Raw genomic sequence first — 17,344 nt, forward strand, 5'->3', positions numbered from 1 at the left:
AGCCGGGGTAAATGCTTTTCAGACGGCATAACGGTTTACGGATGGCGGAATCTGCCGGTCAATTTTGTTTTGCGGTCAGCAGCGACAGCAAAAGTTTTTTCTCGCTTTCATTTAAGCCGGATTGCAGGCTTTTTTGTTTCAATGCTTCGATTTGGCTGTATTTTAACTCATTGAGCAGTTTTTTCATGCCGATTTGGAAATTCTCGCAATCTTCTTCACTGCTGCTGTTCATTTCTTCCGATTGGTGCGTTGAATGGAAGATTCGGGTTATCGTTTCTTCGTAAGGCGAGCCGCGCATATACTCTAAAACCTGAGCGGTTTCGGGTACGGCGGCATGGTTTTTAATCGATTCGGCAAGATTGGCAAGGCAGGCGAAATCACCGTCCAACGCCAGATAATCGGGCAGGTCTATATATGCAGCCCAATCCGGATTTATCAAGAGGCTGCGGATTTGCCGCTGTACCAGCGTCAGCATGACGGGCTGTTTGACGGAAATCGGAGGCAGTTTGTAGTTTTTTTGTTTGACGTGCCGCTTCGGCGCTTCCTGTCCCAGCAGTCGGGCGAGATTGTCGGGGTCGATGCCGACCAGCTCGCTAAGCCGTTGTTTTAACAAATAAGCCAATGCCGGAGCGGTAATCTGCGCTAAAAGTGGCGAACTGGTTTTCACCAATTCCGCCTTGCCTTCCTGTGTATTGAGATTAATGCCGTCTGAAAGATGTTCCCAGAAATACTCCGACAAAGGCTTGCTTTGATTCAACAGCGCATCTTCAAATTGCGCTTTGCCGTAGGCACGGATGTAACTGTCGGGGTCGTGTTCCTCGGGCAGGAACAAAAAATGCAGCGATTTGTCGTCTTTCAACTGCGGCAACGCATTTTCCAGCGCGCGCCAAGCCGCTTTTCGCCCCGCGCTGTCGCCGTCGAAACAGAAATAAATACTGTCTGCCTGACGCATTAGGATTTTGACGTGTTCAGCTGTTGTTGCCGTGCCCAAGGCCGCCACACCGTAGCCCACGCCGAACTGTGCCAGCGCGACCACGTCCATATAGCCTTCGACCACCAGAATCCGCCCCGCTTCCTTGACAGCGGCACGCCCCTCATACAGTCCGTAAAGGTTTTTCCCCTTATCGAACAAAGGCGTATCGGGAGAATTTAAATATTTCGGCTTCGAGTCGTCCAGCACCCTGCCGCCGAAACCGATAACCTGCCCGCGCGGATTGCGGATGGGGAACATAATCCGATGGCGGAAGCGGTCGTAATGCCGTCCCTCATTGTCAATCACCATACCCGTATCCACCAACGCGGTATTCGGGTACGGTTGGAACACTTGCGCCAAAGGCTGCCAGCCGTCGGGCGCGTAGCCCAAACCATAATGCGCGATGACTTCCGCGCTCAAGCCGCGCCTGTCCAAATAAGCCTTCGCCGCCGGATTGAATTTTAGCTGTTGCGCGTAAAAATCCGCTGCCGCCGCCGTCGTTTCTTCCAGCGTCTGCTGTTTTTTCTTGCGCTCGGCACGGACTTCGGGATTATCGTTCTGCCCACGCACTTTAGGCACAACCATGCCCACGCGGTCGGCAAGAAACTGTACCGCCTCCGGAAACGACAGCCCCTGATGTTCCATCACAAAACCAATCGCCGAACCATGCGCCCCGCAACTGAAACAATGGTAAAACTGCTTGGTCGGACTGACCGAAAACGACGGTGTTTTTTCCTTGTGGAACGGGCAACACGCCATATAGTTCGCCCCGCCTTTTTTTAGCGGGACCTGTTCGTCGATGATGTCGACAATATCGGTTTTGGCTAGAAGTTCGTCAATGAAGTCGGATGGAATCATAGTTCGGCGGGGCGGATGCCTGTTTTTAGTTCGGATGGTATCAAATCGGGAGTTTTCGGATTGTCGGTCAGATACGGCGATTCAGGCAAAATGCCGTCTGAAGCTGGAAACCGGATGTTCAGACGGCATTTGCGTTCAAACGCTTAAGCCAATTTGCCGTGGCATTGTTTGTATTTCAAACCGCTGCCGCAGGGGCAGGGGTCGTTGCGGTGGACGATTTGCCCCCGCGCTTCCAAGGCTTCGGGGCTGAAATCCGTCCCATCGGGATTAAAGGCTTCGGTAACCAGATCGGTTTGCGATTGACCCAAAAGTTCTTCCATATCGGGCGATTCGGAATGGATGGACTGGATGTTGCCGACAGGTTGCTCTTCAACAGCCGCGACAGGGTTTTGTTCGATTTGAACCGAGGTAAGCAGGGAGGTGATATGGAATTTGATGCCGTTCCACAGGTCTTGGAACATGGTAAAGGCTTCACGTTTATATTCCTGCTTCGGATTTTTTTGAGCATAGCTGCGCAGGTGTATGCCTTGTCGCAGGTAGTCCATGGCGGCAAGATGTTCGCGCCATTGGTTGTCGATGACCTGCAACATCACGTTGCGCTCGAAATCGGCCATTGCCTGCTTGCCGACCAGTTCGGTTTTGGCGGCATATTCGTTTTCGATGCGTTCGATCAGGCGTTCTTTGATGTCTTGACCGTCAATCGCATTGTCCGCCTTCAGCCAGGATTGGATGTCTTCCTGAAGCCTGAATTCGGCAGCCAGGCGGTTCTCTAAAGTCGGGATGTCCCATTGTTCTTCCATGCTGTCGGGCGGCATATAGGTATCCACGAGGTTGCTGACGACATCAGAACGGATTTCCTGCATCAGGTCGCTGATGTCTTTGCTGGTCAGAATTTCGTTGCGCTGGCTGTAAATGACTTTGCGCTGTTCGTTGGCAACGTCGTCGTATTCCAAAACCTGTTTGCGCATATCGAAGTTTCTGCCTTCGACTTTGCGTTGCGCGCCTTCGATTTGGCGCGTCAGCAGGTTGTGTTCGATGGCGACGCCGCGTTCGGGTGCAAGGCGGTTGAGGATGGCGGCGGCACGGTCGAGCGCGAATAAGCGCAGCAGCGGGTCTTCAAACGAGAGGTAGAAGCGGCTAGAGCCGGGGTCGCCCTGACGGCCGGAGCGTCCGCGCAACTGGTTGTCGATACGGCGGCTTTCGTGGCGTTCTGTGCCGATGATGTGCAAACCGCCTGCTTCCATCACTTTGTCGTGTTCTGCCTGCCAGCCGTTTTCGAGTGCGGCGATTTGTGCCTGTTTCTCTTCGTCGCTCAAGGTTTCGTCGGCACGGATGGCTTCGATTTGGTGCTTCAGGTTACCGCCCAATACGATGTCCGTACCGCGTCCCGCCATATTGGTGGCAACGGTAATCGCGCCGACTTTGCCGGCTTGGGCGACAATCAGCGCCTCGCGTTCGTGTTCTTTGGCGTTGAGGACGTTGTGCGGCAGTCCGGCTTTTTGCAGAAGGTGGGAGACCAGTTCGGAGTTTTCGATGCTGGTCGTACCGACGAGAACGGGCTGCCCGCGTTTGTGGCATTCCTCGATGTCTTTGACGACGGCTTCGAATTTTTCTTCGGCGGAACGGAAAATCTGGTCGTTGAAGTCTTTGCGCTGTACGGGGCGGTTGGTCGGGATGATGACGGTTTCGAGGTTGTAGATGCTTTGGAACTCGAAGGCTTCGGTATCGGCTGTGCCGGTCATGCCGGAGAGCTTGGTGTACAGGCGGAAATAGTTTTGGAAGGTGATGGAGGCGAGGGTTTGGTTTTCGCGTTTGATTTCCACGCCTTCTTTGGCTTCGACGGCTTGATGCAGACCCTCCGACCAGCGGCGGCCGGACATCAGACGACCTGTAAATTCGTCCACGATGACGATTTCGCCGTCTTGGATGACGTAATGTTGGTCTTTGTGGAAGAGGGAATGCGCGCGCAATGCCGCCATAAGGTGGTGCATCAGGGCGATGTTGGCGGCGGAATAGAGCGAGTCGTTTTCTGCCAGCAATCCCATTTTGGTCAGGATTTGCTCGGCGTGTTCGTGGCCGGCTTCGCTCAGGATGACCTGGTGCGCCTTTTCATCTACCCAGTAGTCGCCTTCGCCTTCTTCGGTTTCTTGGCGGACGAGGTGGGGCGGGACGGTGTTCATGATTTGGTACAACTGGATGTTGTCGTCTGCCTGACCGGAGATAATCAGCGGAGTGCGCGCTTCGTCAATCAAGATGGAATCCACTTCATCGACAACGGCAAAATTCAATTCGCGCTGCACTTTGTCGTATTGGTCGGTTACCATATTGTCGCGCAGGTAATCGAAGCCGAATTCGTTGTTCGTACCGTAGGTGATGTCGGCAGCGTAGGCGTTTTGACGGTCGAACGGCTGCATATCTGAAATAATCACGCCGACGGTCAGGCCGAGGAAATTGTAGAGCGGCTCCATAATGCCTGCGTCGCGCGAGGCGAGGTAGTCGTTGACGGTAACGACGTGCACGCCTTTGCCGGCCAGCGCGTTGAGATAGACGGCGAGGGTGGCGACCAGGGTTTTGCCTTCGCCGGTACGCATTTCGGCGATTTTGCCGTCGTGCAGCACCATACCGCCGATAAGCTGTACGTCGAAGTGGCGCATACCGAGTACGCGGCGAGACGCTTCGCGGCAGACGGCGAAGGCTTCGGGCAAAATGCCGTCCAAAGTCTGACCGTCGGCGAGGCGTTGTTTGAATTCGGCAGTTTTGGCTTGCAGATCAGCATCGCTTAGGGCTTGCATCTGTTCTTCGAGCGCGTTGATTCTGGCAACGGATTTACGGTATTGTTTCAGCAAGCGGTCGTTGCGGCTGCCGAAGATTTTCTTGGCAATGTTTGTCAGCATGAATAATTCCTGCGCCTGATATAATAGTGGGGCGAAAACGCGATTTTAACACAAGCGTTTGTGCAAAGTGCTAATGCCGTCTGAAATAAAGGCGCGTTTGCGGTATTTCAATCTTTTTGGGTGTATGTTTTATGAATTTGGAACAGTTGGGCAGGCGGGACGCGCTGCTTTCCGGACTTTTGAAACAGGCGGGACAGTGGCGGCGGTTGGATGCGGCGGTAAAGGGGCTGCTGCCCGCCAACCTGCATCCCCACTTTCAGACGGCATGTATCGAAGACGGCAGGCTGATTCTTTTGGCGGCAAACAATATGGCGGCATCGCGTTTGAAAATGATTGCACCGTCGGTATTGCCGCAGCTGGCAGGGCTTGATGCTTCGATACGCTCTGTTTCGGTCAGGCTGGTCCCGAAACCGGAAAAACCGCCGAAAACCAATACCCTGCATTTGAGTAAGGCTGCGCTGGAGAGTTTCGATTCGGCGGCGGCAAAGTTGGAAAAACGGCATCCCGAATTGGCGGAGGCATTGGCAAACTTGGTCAGAAGGCATGGCGCATAAAAAACATACGGGAATTTGTGTAAACATCCGTTAATATTAAGAAGTAAAGGATAATGAGTCTAATACTAAAGAAATAGGTTCGGGGTAAAATTGCCCTTTTTTGGGTAAACGATTGTAAACTTGCAAACAGGCTTTGATTTTAAATGAAATTTGTAGCAAAATGCCGCCCCGAAACATCTGTTTGTGCAACGCGGCGGAATCTTTTTCAAGGTTTTGTTAATGGCGGTTGCACTTTGATTTCCGTAAAACCGAATATTATTTTATCGATTGGAGATTTACCATGAAAGCTTATCTGGCTCTGATTTCTGCTGCCGTTATCGGTTTGGCTGCCTGCTCTCAAGAACCTGCCGCGCCTGCTGCCGAGGCAACTCCTGCTGCTGAAGCACCCGCTTCCGAAGCACCTGCCGCCGAAGCTGCTCCTGCAGATGCTGCCGAAGCCCCTGCTGCCGGCAACTGTGCGGCAACTGTCGAATCCAACGACAATATGCAGTTCAACACCAAAGACATCCAAGTCAGCAAAGCATGCAAAGAGTTCACCATCACTCTGAAACATACCGGTACGCAACCCAAAGCCAGCATGGGTCACAACCTTGTGATTGCCAAAGCTGAAGACATGGACGGCGTATTTAAAGACGGCGTAGGTGCTGCCGATACCGACTATGTCAAACCTGACGATGCGCGCGTTGTTGCCCACACCAAACTGATCGGCGGCGGCGAAGAGTCTTCCCTGACTCTAGATCCTGCCAAATTGGCTGACGGCGAATACAAATTCGCTTGTACCTTCCCGGGTCACGGTGCTTTGATGAACGGTAAAGTGACTTTGGTCGATTAATCCGCTTAAAGTCTCAAAAGACAAACAGCCTGCTTTGTGCAGGCTGTTTTATTATAAAATGACTGCTTGAAAAGTGCCCGTTGAGAACGAAAACATGAATCCGTTTGAAACCAAAAGCGTTACCTTTGCCGAACCGATTGAAATGCTGTATGCCTGCCACGGCAAAGTGCGCCGTTTTTGCGGACAAGTCGCCATGCTGTCGGACTATATCGCCGAAAACGGCTGCAATCAGATTGTTTTGCAAACCATCCGCCAAATCGCCCAGTATTTCAACGTTGCCGCGCCGCTGCACCATGAAGACGAAGAAGAAAACTTCTTCCCGCTGCTGCTGCAATATGCGCCGCAAGCCCAAGAAAGCGTGGACGAGCTTTTGCGCCAACATATCGGGCTGCACGACAACTGGGCGGCTGTTTCCGCCGAATTTGCCAAACTCGAAGCAGACAACGCTTATGTCCCCGATGAGGAAGCGTTCAAACGTTTTGTGGCGGGATATGATGTGCATTTGGCGATTGAAGAACCCTTGTTCGACATGGGCAAGATGTTCATCCCCAAAGAGAAACTGACCGAAATCGGCGAAATCATGGCGGCGCGCCGGCGCAGATAATGCCGTCTGAAACAATCGTCTCAAGGATATATTATGCTGACCCCGAAAAGTTGCGATTTGTTCAATATCCCGTTTTTCCAATTTTCCCAGCTTAAAAAATACCGGCCTGAAAGCATTCCGCAAATCAAGGCTGACTATAAAGAAAACTGGCAGATATGGCAGCAGTTGATTCAGCAGGTCGCCGCCGAATTGGGTGCGCCGTTTGCGCCGCCTCACATCGAACGCTGGTGTAACGGCTGGCAGGTTCGCGCCCATTTCTTTGCCTATTTCAAATACGCCCAATACAAAAACTCTGCCGCCATCCTGTCGATACTACTTAACCGCCGCCGTCTGAGTGTCAGCTTGGATTGGCACTGCTACAAAGCCGACGTGTCGCCGATTACTCTGCCCGATTACAACCGATGGCTGGATAATTTTGACACTGAAAAATACGCCGCATTCGATATGTGGCACGGCGCGGAAAGCGAATACGACGACTACCGCACCGTCGCGCAACAAAACGAGTTCGACCGAAAGTTGCAAAACGACGAAGACTTTTTCTGCATCGGCAAACACATCGAACGCGACGATTTGGGCAGGCAGGATGTCGCGAAATGGATAGCGGAAACGGTGGAAGATTTGCTGCCGCTTTACGAAGCGTGTCATGGTGCTTGACCTGAAGAACCCGCTTCGCTATCGTTAGCCCGTTCCATTCAACATCAAATGCCGTCTGAAACGCCGTTCAGACGGCATCTCAAACAGAAAAGCCGAAAAATGACCGAAACCCGATCCCTAGAGCTTGCCAAAGAATTGATTGCCCGACCGTCCGTTACGCCGGATGACCAAAATTGCCAAAAACTGCTTGCCGAACGCCTGCACAAAATCGGTTTTGCGGCTGAAGAACTCCATTTCGGCGACACCAAAAACATCTGGTTGCGACGCGGCACGAAAGCTCCCGTCGTCTGTTTTGCAGGGCATACCGACGTTGTACCGACAGGTCCTGTCGAAAAATGGGATTCGCCCCCGTTCGAACCGGCCGAGCGCGACGGAAGATTATACGGGCGCGGCGCGGCAGACATGAAAACCAGCATCGCCTGCTTCGTTACCGCCTGTGAACGCTTCGTTGCCGAACATCCCAACCACCAAGGCAGCATTGCGCTTCTGATTACTTCCGACGAAGAGGGCGACGCGTTGGACGGCACGACCAAAGTCGTCGATGTATTGAAAGCGCGCGACGAGCTTATCGACTACTGCATCGTCGGCGAACCGACAGCCGTGGACAAATTGGGCGATATGATTAAAAACGGCCGGCGCGGCTCGCTGTCGGGCAACCTGACCGTCAAAGGCAAGCAAGGCCATATTGCCTATCCGCATTTGGCAATCAATCCCGTCCACACTTTTGCCCCGGCCTTGTTAGAGCTGACGCAGGAAGTCTGGGACGAAGGCAACGAATACTTCCCGCCGACCAGCTTTCAAATTTCCAATATCAACGGTGGCACAGGTGCGACCAACGTTATTCCGGGCGAGCTGAACGTCAAATTCAATTTCCGCTTCTCCACCGAGTCCACCGAAGCAGGGCTGAAACAACGCGTCCACGCCATTTTGGACAAACACGGCGTGCAATACGATTTGCAGTGGTCGTGTTCGGGTCAGCCCTTCCTGACCCACGCGGGCAAACTGACCGATGTCGCACGCGCAGCCATCGCCGAAACCTGCGGCGCAGAGACCGAATTGTCCACCACCGGCGGCACTTCGGACGGACGCTTCATCAAAGCCATTGCGAAAGAACTCATCGAATTAGGTCCGTCCAACGCCACCATCCACCAAATCAACGAAAACGTGCGGCTGGACGATATTCCGAAGCTGTCGGCGGTGTATGAGGGGATATTGGCGCGGTTGTTGGCTGAAAATGCCGTCTGAAAAGAAGATGGGCTGTCGGATACGGATGTCCGACCATTTGATTAGACCTAACGTGGGTTTGAGATAACGCATTGATTTTTATGTAGAGCGATTTATTTGAACGGCAATCCATTCCCTCTCCCGAGGGAGAGGGTTAGGGAGAGGGCATTGGGGCGGCAACGGAAATATTGCCTGTATCTGCCCCGTTTTACCCTCTCCCCGACCCTCCCTCACAGGGGAGGGAGCCAAGTTGCAGGTACGCCGACGGAATATGGTTGAAACCCGGCCATTCGGGGCGGTGGGATTTTGGTTTATTTTTTGGGAAGTAACCCCTTCCAAATCAGGGTAAACAGGGCTGCGCCTTATGTGCAGCCCTGTGTGTTGAAACATTGAGGAATATAACCGTGCCGTCAAATTACTTTCATACGCGCGAACGATTGGGTGCTTTGGGCGGCATCGTGCAACATCATACCGCCTTGTACCGCAGCGTGGCGGTATATGAACCGGCTGTGCTTATCGTGCGGCGCGGATGCAAGAAGCTGCGGTGGGCAGGGCACGAATTGAGGATTGCGGCGGGTGAGGCTGTCGCCTTGGCAGGCGGACAGACGTTTGACGTCATCAATATTCCCGATTCAGACGGCCTTTATCAGGCGCAATGGATTGCTTTCGAACAGGAAACCGTAGAAAGGTTTGCCGCACAATACGGGACGGCGCAGGCAGTGTGCGATGCGGTGAAGCTGCCGCACCCCGGGCGGATGAACGCGGCGTTTGATTATGCGGCTGCGGTACTGGCGGATGAAAAAGTGCCGCACAATGCGGCGGCGGCCGCACTTTGCGGCGTGTTGGCGTGGTTGCAGCATGACGGCATCGGTTTTGACGTGTACGGAGGCGTCAACCTGATGCGGCAAATCCGCAAACTGATTACCGTCGATATGGCTGCGGACTGGTCGTCGGCGATGCTGGCGCAGCGGCTTAATTGCAGCGAGGCCGTGTTGCGGCGGCGGTTGGCGCGACAGGACACGAATTTCCGTACGCTGCTGACTGATGTGCGCATGATGCGCGCGCTGACGCTGTTGCAGGTTACGCAATGGCCGGTGGCGCAGATTGCCGGCGCGGTAGGCTATAACTGCCCATCCCGTTTCAGCGCGCGCTTCAAAGAGCGGTTCGGTTGCGTACCGTCGGCGGTCCGCTCGGAAGCGGAGCCGGCGGCATATCGGCGCACGGGGCAGGTCAGCGTCGGTGTTCGACCGTGAATTTCGCTTCGCCCAAGCTGTTTGCCTTAGTGAAGAAACCGACCAGCGCGGGTGTGGATTCGGCGGTGATGTTCGGCAGCTTAGCGACTTTTAGCGCGGTGAGCGTGAATTCGTAGCGGTGTTTCCTGCCTTCGGGCGGACACGCGCCGCCGTAGCCCGGAGTGCCGAAGTCTGTGCGGGTTTGCAGCGCGCCTTTGGGCAGCCTGCCGCCTTGCGCGGTAATGCCTGCGGGTAGGCGGCGGACATCGGTGGGGATGTCGGCGACCACCCAATGCATCCAGCCCAGACCGGTCGGCGCGTCTTTATCGTAAACGGTCAGGACGAAACTTTTTGTCCCTGCGGGCGGATTTTTCCACGACAGCGCGGGCGAAGCATTGCCGCCCGAACAGCCGAAGCCGTAAGGCGTGCTCAAAAGCTGGTTTTGCGTGAAGCCGCCGTCTTCGGACGGATTGTCGAATTGCAGCGTGAATACGCCCCCGGCAAAGGCAGCGGTTGAAAAAGCCAGCAGTACTGCGGAGAGGATGCGGGTTTGCATAGACGGTTCCTTTGCTTGATGAATAAGTGGATTCATTATAGGCTGTCAACGGCGGCAGGAATGTGCCGAAACGGTTGGATGATGTGCCGAAATGCGCAAATGCAAAAATCGTGGTTTCAGACGACCCTTTGAAGGCCGTCTGAAATTTTTCATAGGGCGACGCTTTATGTGTCGTCCTGTGTGTTGAAACATTCCTTTCCCTGATGCTTTGGAAATATCGCATATTTAGGCATTGCCGCAACCCGACCCTCAAGGTTTCCGCCGCAGCCTGTTCCTGCACCGGCGTGCGGGAATGGCGGAAATCGGGGATTTCGCCGTCAAATCTATGATAGGGATACGGAGCAAACGAATGATTACCCTGCCTTCCTTAAACAGTCTGCCGTCAAAATGGGATGAAATCCGCCATCGGCTCGAAACCCAAGTTTTTGAGTGTGAAGTCATGCCGTATCCCAATCTGACGGAACACGAAGCCAAGCAGTTCGAACAGGATTTTATCGACCGTATCGGCTGCACGCCCGAAGAATATGTCCGCATCCGCCGCGCCATCCGTCTGTTGGAAGCACGTTATCCCGACAGTTTTAACGAGCTGGTGTGTGCCGCCATTGCCACGCCTTTGGGCGAGATGCTGGCGGTGTTCGGTAGCAGGGGTTTGTGTCTGCTGGAGTTTGTCGGACAGAAGCATTTGGAACAGGAAATTGCCGCCGTCCAAAAAGCCTTGCGCGGACGGTTTGTGTTTCGGGAGGATGAGCGGACGCAACTTTTGCGGCAGGAATTGGACTTGTATTTCCAATGCCGTCTGAAAACTTTTGCCACGCCCTTGGAGCAGATTGGTACTGAGTTCCAAAAACAGGCGTGGGACGCACTTTTGGCGATTCCTTACGGCGAAACGCGCAGTTATAAGGAGCAGGCGCAGCGTTTGGGCAACCCCAAAGCCGTCCGCGCCGTTGCCGCCGCCAACGGGCAGAACAAAGTGTCCATTCTGATTCCCTGCCACCGCGTCATCGGCAGCGACGGCAAACTGACCGGCTACGCAGGCGGGTTGAACCGCAAACAGTTTTTACTGGCTTGGGAACGCGGCGAAGTTCAGACGGCATTGTTTTGACGGGAGCGGCGGACAACGGGGCTTGAGGGGTTCAAGCCCCGTCCGCCTTTCAGACGGCATCGGAGGTTTTTTCCGCCCCGGTTTGGCTTTGTGCCGCCTGATACAGATACACGGTTGCCAACGGCGGTACGGTTACGGACAGGGAATTTGGTTTGCCGTGCGACCAAACTTCTTCCGTTTCCAACGTCGCGCCGGCAGAAACGCCGCTGCCTTTGTAATGCAGACCGTCTGAATTGAGGATTTCGCGGTATCCGCCGGCAGAATTTACGCCGAAGCGGTAGCCTTCGCGCACCACAGGCGTGAAGTTGCTGATCACGATAACGCGGTTGCCTTCGCGGTCGCGTCGCTCGAAGACGAATACGGAGTTGTCGCCGTCGTCGGCAACCAGCCACTCGAAGCCTTCCGGCCATTGGTCTAATTGGTAAAGCGGCGCGGTGTCTTTATAGATGCGGTTCAAATCGCGCACGAAGTCTTGTACGCCTTTGTGCCGGCCGCCTTCTTGTTCGAGTAAAAACCAATCCAGTCCTTCGTTGTAGTTCCACTCTCTACCTTGCGCGAACTCGTTGCCCATAAACAAGAGTTTTTTGCCGGGGAAGCCGTACATAAAGCCGTAGTAGGCGCGCAGGTTGGCGAATTGCTGCCAACAGTCGCCGGGCATCCGTCCGAGCAGCGAGCGTTTGCCGTGTACGACTTCATCGTGTGAAAGCGGCAGGACGAAGTTTTCGCTGTACTGGTACATCATGCCGAAGGTCATTTTATTGTGGTGGTATTTGCGGTTGATGGGGTCTTCCATCATGTAGCGCAGGGTGTCGTTCATCCAGCCCATATTCCATTTGAAGCTGAAGTTCAAACCTTCTTGACGGGTTACGTTGGCGAACGAGGTGGATTCTTCAGCAATTTCCGTCGCAGCCGGAACTTCCTTTTTCAACATGGTGTTGGTATCGCGCAGGAAAGCGATGGCTTCGAGGTTTTCATGGCCGCCGTATTGGTTCGGAATCCACTCGCCGTCTTTGCGCGAGTAGTTGCGGTAAATCATCGAAGCCACCGCGTCCACGCGGATGCCGTCGAAGCCGAAGCGTTCTATCCAATACAGGGCGTTGCCTTGCAGGAAGTTTTTCACTTCGTTTCTGCCGAAGTTGTAAATCAAGGTGTTCCAGTCTTGGTGGAAACCTTCGCGGGGGTCGGCGTGTTCGTACAATGCCGTGCCGTCGAATTTGGCAAGCCCGTGGTCGTCGGTGGGGAAGTGTCCGACCACCCAGTCGAGGATGACACCGATGCCTTCGTCGTGGGCGGCTTTAATCAGGGCGCGCAATTCGTCGGGCGAACCGAAACGGCTGGTCGGTGCATACAATCCGGTCGCCTGATAGCCCCACGAGCCGTCAAACGGGTATTCGGAGACGGGCAAGAGTTCGATATGGGTAAAGCCCATGTCTTTGACGTAGGCGACCAATTCTTTGGCAAGCTCTTCGTAAGTCAGCCAGAAGTTGTTTTCGGGATTGCGTTTCCACGAACCCAAATGCACTTCATAAATGCTGATAGGCGCGTCAACGGCGTTGGCGCGGGCGCGGAAGCCGGGGGCTTCGACTTTTTCCGGCAAACCGCGCACGACAGACGCGGTATTCGGACGCAACTCCGCACCGAAGGCATACGGGTCGGCTTTTTGCCGCACATCGCCGTTGGCATCGCGGATTTCAAATTTGTAGAGGGCATTGGGTTTGACGGCAGGAATAAAGATGTCCCAAATGCCGTTGTCGCGATGGAAACGCATCACATGGCGGCGGCCGTCCCAGTTATTGAACTCACCGATAACGGACACGCGTTGCGCATTTGGCGCCCATACGGCAAAACGTACGCCCTTCACGCCGTCCAACTCGGCAAAATGCGCGCCCAAAGTTTCATAAGGGCGCAGGTGTCTGCCTTCCGCCAACAGCCAAGAATCCATTTCTTCCAATGCCGACGGGAAGCGGTAGGGGTCTTCTTCGCGCACGGGGTTGCCGTTTCCGCCGTAATAGACGTTCAGCGCGTAATCGGGCGCATCACCGGGCAGTACGGCGACAAAGAATCCGCGCTCATCGATTTTTTCAGACGGCACAATCAGTCCGCCGCTTTCACGGTCGACAATATCTACTGCCGAAGCGTCGGGAATCAAAACGCGCACGACTTCGCCGCCTTCGGCAAGGCGGTGCCGTCCCAAATAGGCGAATACGTCGCCGTGGGTCGCAAAAAACAGGCTGTCGACCGTGTCGCGTTCGGCTTGGTCGGGTTGGCGGTAGGAAAGGGTTGGGCAGTTCTTTTTCATACGGACTCCGTCAATCATGGCAAGTTGGGCGGTCATGGTTCGGCAATCTGCAAAGTCTTCCAGTGCAAGAGGCATTTTGCGCGCCCAGTTGGGATAACCCTCGGCAACGCCCGGCACATTCAGGTTGTCGCCCACGCCCAGCAGATTTTCCAGTTGCACCGCATACAGCCTGCTGCGGCTCATCGCGGCGTATTTGTGGATGGCGGACATCAGCCCTTCCGTCATTTCAGACGGCATTGTACTGTCTTTGTCCAAACAGCCGCATTGTTTAAGTTTGTCGAACAGGTCTGCCTTGTCGTGTTCGCGCGCTTCCAATGCCGTCTGAAAAGTTTCCGCATCGGGAATCGTGCCCAGGCGGAACATGGTTTCCAAATCCTTGCCCGTCCAATAACCCGCCAAAGGCGCGACATCGTGCGTGCTGACGACCGTAATCGCCTGTTCGGGATATTCATCGGGCAATTCAAAACCGTGCCTGCCTTTGCTGAAATACACGACCTTATAAGAAAACACCTGATAACGGTTCAGCAAATAACGCGCTTGGTCTGGTACTGTCCCCAAATCCTCGCCAATGACCACGCATCGATTCCGCCGGCTTTCCAAAGCTAGGATGGCAAACATCACATCTGCGTCGTAATGCACATACGCGCCAAAGTCCGCCGTCTTGCCCGCAACCCACCACAGGCGGCACAAAGCCATCACATGATCGATGCGCAAGATGCCGTAAAGCCGCATATTTTCACGCAAAAGGCGGACGAACTTCTCATAGCCCGTGTGCTTCAGCATTATCGGATTGAGCGGCGGCAAATCCCAGTTTTGCCCCGTCGGGCACAAAGGATCGGGCGGTGCGCCGACAGACATATCCATACAATAATCTTGGTGGTTTAACCAAGTGTCCGCGCCGCCGCGCGCCACGCCGACCGCCAAATCGCCGTAAATCCCCAACTTGATGCCGAGTCTGACCGCCGTTTCCTGCACTTTGTACCATTGTTCCGCGCAAAGCCATTGCAGCCACATATGAAAACGGATGTCGTGTCCGTAGTTGGCGGCAAAGTTTTTGACGGCTTCGCCGTCGGGGTCGTGAAACTCGGCAGACCAGGATTGCCAGCCTATGCCGTTGCAGCCGCCGTAATATTGGTCGAGGGCTTCAAACAGCCCGAATCCCGACAGTGCCGCTCCTTTTTCTTCCGCAAATGCGGCAAAAGCCGCACGTTCCTTTTGGGCGGCTTCGCACGGTTCGGTTTCAAATGCTTGGAATGCCGCCTGAAGAGCTTCGCGTTTGAACGCCCAAACCGCCGTGTAGGTTACGGTATCAGTAATCCGCAGTGCGGCAATGCGCCGCTGCATTTTTTCTTGGGCAAAACGGTTTTTCAGGGTTTCGCTGTAGGAAAACGCCCCGACTTTTTCCACATCGAGATAAATCGGATTGAGCCATTCGCGGGAAGACGGGCTGTACGGGCTGGCAAAGGCGGGCTTGGCACTGAAAAGCGCGTGCAGCGGATTGATGCCGACGAAATCCAGCTTTTTCTCTGCCGCATAAGCCATCAGGTTCTGCAAATCGGTAAAGTCGCCTATGCCCCAGTTGCGGTGCGAACGCAGGCTGTACAGATGCACCGTCAACCCGTTCATTCTTGCGCCGCCGTTTGGTTCGGGCGGCCGGTAAACCGATTGCGGTGCGACAATCAGACGGATTTTTCCGGCAGCGCACGAAAGGGTGTAGTAGCCGCAAGGGAGGTCGGGCAGGGCAAGCCGGTATGTGCCGTGGTCGTCGCGGTTGAGGGGTAAAACCCGATGTGTGCCGTTTTCATCTTCCAAAACGGTTTCCGTTTCGTCCGACCATGCAGACGGCAGGGTCAGATTTTCGCATCCGTGTTCGCGGGCTGCCAGCGTGTCGAGATAAATGCCGTCTGAAACACTGTCTTTCTGCAAGGTGTCGGCTATCGTTTCCCATACCTCGGGCGGTGTGGCGCGATATACGCCGTTAATGTCGTGAAACCCCAAGCTGATGCCTAAAGCAGAGGCCTGCTGTTCCGATACGGTATCCATCTTGTCGTCCTGTCTGTTGTCCGTAATCTCAAGGCGTAATCTTAATATAAATACGGAATGATGACGGCTGTAATTGCGTGCAACGGCAGTTTCTTCCATATTGTTTGATTTGAACCAATATGCCGTCTGAAGCCGGTTTTCCCGTTCAGACGGCATATTTGGTTAAATGTCTTTTCCATTCATATATTTGTAGTTTTGTTACCCGTTTGGACAAAATTAAGGATTGACACATTTTTTCCGGACGCTATAATACGCCCCATTCCCCGATAGCTCAGTCGGTAGAGCGACGGACTGTTAATCCGCAGGTCCCTGGTTCGAGCCCAGGTCGGGGAGCCAGAATTTTGAAGCCCGAACTTGAATGTTCGGGCTTTTTCATATTTGCACGTACGGCGTTCGGAATGCGGCGAGATAGGTTTTCCAACGGTTTCGCGGTAAAATTCCGCCTGTCTGATTTCGGTTTCTTGTTATGTCCATCAAAATCCTGATTATTTCTCCCAGTTGGATAGGCGACTGCGTGATGACCCAGCCCTTGTTCCGCCGTTTGAAGGAACTTCATCCCGGTTGCACGATTGATGTGTTCGCGCCGAAGTGGTCGATGGCGGTGTTCGAGCGTATGCCTGAAGTGAATGAGATTCTTGAAAATCCGTTCGGACACGGTGCATTGGAGTTGAAACGCCGCTGGCGGGTCGGCAGGAATTTGGGGCGGCGCGGATACGATCAGGTTATCGTGTTGCCGGGTTCTTTGAAATCGGCAGTCATCGCGCTGGCAACGGGCATCGGAAAAAGAACGGGTTATGTCGGCGAAAGCCGTTATTTTCTATTGAACGATATACGCAGGCTGGATAAGGAACGTCTGCCTTTGATGGTGGACAGATATACGGCTCTCGCGCATCCGAGTCAGGAAGATTTTGACGGGCATTCGGGATTCCCCGAGTTTTCCATTGATGAACGGCGGCGGGAAATTTCTGTCGAAACTTTCGGTTTGAATCTTGGAAAGCCTGTTCTGGCTTTTTGTCCGGGTGCGGAATTCGGGCCGGCAAAGCGTTGGCCGACAAAGCATTTTGCCGAGTTGGGCAAACATTATTCGGCGGCGGGTTGGCAGGTTTGGCTGTTCGGTTCGCAAAAAGATGATGAAATTGCCGAGGAAATCAACCGCCTTTCAGACGGCATATGTGTGAATTTATGCGGTAAAACCGATTTGTCGCAGGCAATGGATTTGCTGTCGTTGGCGGACACGGTCGTGTGCAACGACAGCGGGCTGATGCACTTGGCGGCAGCTTTGGGCAGAAAGGTGGTGGCGGTTTACGGTTCTTCCAGCCCGACGCATACGCCGCCTTTGAGCGACAGGGCGAAAATCGTCAGCCTACACTTGGAATGTTCGCCCTGTTTCAAACGTGAATGTCCGTTGGGGCATACCGACTGCCTCAACAGGCTGTATCCAGAGAAGATTGTGCAGGCGGTTGAAGAGGCGGTATGATGGGTTCTGTTTTCGGATTTATGCCGTCTGACGGCGGATATT

General features: G+C 54.2%; 12 protein-coding genes and 1 tRNA gene. 9 read left to right on the forward strand and 4 right to left on the reverse strand.

Going from position 1 to position 17,344, the window contains the following annotated elements; genetic code table 11:
• Positions 1–58: 58 nt before the first annotated feature.
• Together dnaG and secA are read right to left on the reverse strand one after the other, a co-directional pair.
• Positions 59–1,831, reverse strand: a complete 1,773-nt coding sequence (gene dnaG / locus KEM39_RS00890; RefSeq protein ID WP_118997284.1) for a DNA primase — start codon at positions 1,829–1,831, stop codon at positions 59–61.
• Positions 1,832–1,974: 143 nt separating this feature from the next.
• Positions 1,975–4,725 carry a preprotein translocase subunit SecA gene (gene secA, locus KEM39_RS00895; protein WP_118997283.1) on the reverse strand — a complete coding sequence of 917 codons (2,751 nt, stop codon included), beginning with the start codon at positions 4,723–4,725 and terminating at the stop codon, positions 1,975–1,977.
• Between the two features lie 131 nt (positions 4,726–4,856).
• Here secA and KEM39_RS00900 point away from each other — a divergent pair, with 131 nt between their 5' ends.
• From KEM39_RS00900 to KEM39_RS00925, 6 genes are all read left to right on the forward strand, one after another.
• A complete protein-coding gene (locus KEM39_RS00900; RefSeq protein WP_211709467.1) occupies positions 4,857–5,279 on the forward strand; it encodes a DciA family protein in 423 nt (140 codons plus the stop codon).
• A 280-nt stretch (positions 5,280–5,559) separates the two neighbouring features.
• Positions 5,560–6,111 carry an azurin gene (gene azu, locus KEM39_RS00905; protein ID WP_002220564.1) on the forward strand — a complete coding sequence of 184 codons (552 nt, stop codon included), beginning with the start codon at positions 5,560–5,562 and terminating at the stop codon, positions 6,109–6,111.
• Between the two features lie 94 nt (positions 6,112–6,205).
• The gene (locus tag KEM39_RS00910) at positions 6,206–6,715 is read left to right on the forward strand and encodes a hemerythrin domain-containing protein (protein ID WP_002238144.1); all 510 of its coding nucleotides are present in this window, start codon (positions 6,206–6,208) and stop codon (positions 6,713–6,715) included.
• A gap of 33 nt (positions 6,716–6,748) precedes the next feature.
• Complete coding sequence (locus KEM39_RS00915; protein WP_211709468.1) at positions 6,749–7,369, forward strand: HI_0552 family protein; 621 nt, start codon at positions 6,749–6,751, stop codon at positions 7,367–7,369.
• 99 nt (positions 7,370–7,468) lie between these two features.
• Positions 7,469–8,614 carry a succinyl-diaminopimelate desuccinylase gene (dapE, locus tag KEM39_RS00920; RefSeq protein ID WP_211709478.1) on the forward strand — a complete coding sequence of 382 codons (1,146 nt, stop codon included), beginning with the start codon at positions 7,469–7,471 and terminating at the stop codon, positions 8,612–8,614.
• A 416-nt stretch (positions 8,615–9,030) separates the two neighbouring features.
• Complete coding sequence (locus tag KEM39_RS00925; protein WP_211709479.1) at positions 9,031–9,846, forward strand: helix-turn-helix transcriptional regulator; 816 nt, start codon at positions 9,031–9,033, stop codon at positions 9,844–9,846.
• On the opposite strand, the gene KEM39_RS00930 is transcribed toward KEM39_RS00925, so the two are convergent.
• A complete protein-coding gene (locus KEM39_RS00930; protein WP_211709469.1) occupies positions 9,824–10,381 on the reverse strand; it encodes a YbhB/YbcL family Raf kinase inhibitor-like protein in 558 nt (185 codons plus the stop codon). The two genes, KEM39_RS00925 and KEM39_RS00930, sit on opposite strands and share 23 nt — an antisense overlap.
• 292 nt (positions 10,382–10,673) lie before the next feature.
• On the opposite strand from KEM39_RS00930, the gene KEM39_RS00935 reads away from it, so the two are divergent.
• Entirely contained in the window at positions 10,674–11,483 is an 810-nt protein-coding gene (locus KEM39_RS00935) for a methylated-DNA--[protein]-cysteine S-methyltransferase (RefSeq protein WP_211709480.1), read from the forward strand.
• Between the two features lie 49 nt (positions 11,484–11,532).
• Here KEM39_RS00935 and glgB read toward each other — a convergent pair whose 3' ends face one another.
• Entirely contained in the window at positions 11,533–15,825 is a 4,293-nt protein-coding gene (gene glgB, locus KEM39_RS00940) for a 1,4-alpha-glucan branching protein GlgB (protein WP_211709481.1), read from the reverse strand.
• Between the two features lie 260 nt (positions 15,826–16,085).
• Between glgB and KEM39_RS00945 the strand changes: the two genes are divergently transcribed.
• Together KEM39_RS00945 and waaF are read left to right on the forward strand one after the other, a co-directional pair.
• Positions 16,086–16,161, forward strand: a tRNA-Asn gene (locus KEM39_RS00945).
• Positions 16,162–16,291: 130 nt separating this feature from the next.
• A complete protein-coding gene (waaF, locus tag KEM39_RS00950) occupies positions 16,292–17,302 on the forward strand; it encodes a lipopolysaccharide heptosyltransferase II (RefSeq protein ID WP_118997280.1) in 1,011 nt (336 codons plus the stop codon).
• The last annotated feature ends 42 nt before the right edge of the window (positions 17,303–17,344 follow it).

Source organism: Neisseria sp. Marseille-Q1983, assembly GCF_018224585.1.
Lineage (GTDB): Bacteria > Pseudomonadota > Gammaproteobacteria > Burkholderiales > Neisseriaceae > Neisseria > Neisseria polysaccharea.

What these genes read in the sequence shown, in the direction of transcription:
- dnaG (WP_118997284.1), bottom strand. Translation starts at nt 1,831, where the DNA reads ATGATTCCATCCGACTTCATTGACGAACTTCTAGCCAAAACCGATATT.
- secA (WP_118997283.1), bottom strand. Translation starts at nt 4,725, where the DNA reads ATGCTGACAAACATTGCCAAGAAAATCTTCGGCAGCCGCAACGACCGC.
- KEM39_RS00900 (WP_211709467.1), top strand. Translation starts at nt 4,857, where the DNA reads ATGAATTTGGAACAGTTGGGCAGGCGGGACGCGCTGCTTTCCGGACTT.
- azu (WP_002220564.1), top strand. Translation starts at nt 5,560, where the DNA reads ATGAAAGCTTATCTGGCTCTGATTTCTGCTGCCGTTATCGGTTTGGCT.
- KEM39_RS00910 (WP_002238144.1), top strand. Translation starts at nt 6,206, where the DNA reads ATGAATCCGTTTGAAACCAAAAGCGTTACCTTTGCCGAACCGATTGAA.
- KEM39_RS00915 (WP_211709468.1), top strand. Translation starts at nt 6,749, where the DNA reads ATGCTGACCCCGAAAAGTTGCGATTTGTTCAATATCCCGTTTTTCCAA.
- dapE (WP_211709478.1), top strand. Translation starts at nt 7,469, where the DNA reads ATGACCGAAACCCGATCCCTAGAGCTTGCCAAAGAATTGATTGCCCGA.
- KEM39_RS00930 (WP_211709469.1), bottom strand. Translation starts at nt 10,381, where the DNA reads ATGCAAACCCGCATCCTCTCCGCAGTACTGCTGGCTTTTTCAACCGCT.
- KEM39_RS00935 (WP_211709480.1), top strand. Translation starts at nt 10,674, where the DNA reads ATGGCGGAAATCGGGGATTTCGCCGTCAAATCTATGATAGGGATACGG.
- glgB (WP_211709481.1), bottom strand. Translation starts at nt 15,825, where the DNA reads ATGGATACCGTATCGGAACAGCAGGCCTCTGCTTTAGGCATCAGCTTG.
- waaF (WP_118997280.1), top strand. Translation starts at nt 16,292, where the DNA reads ATGTCCATCAAAATCCTGATTATTTCTCCCAGTTGGATAGGCGACTGC.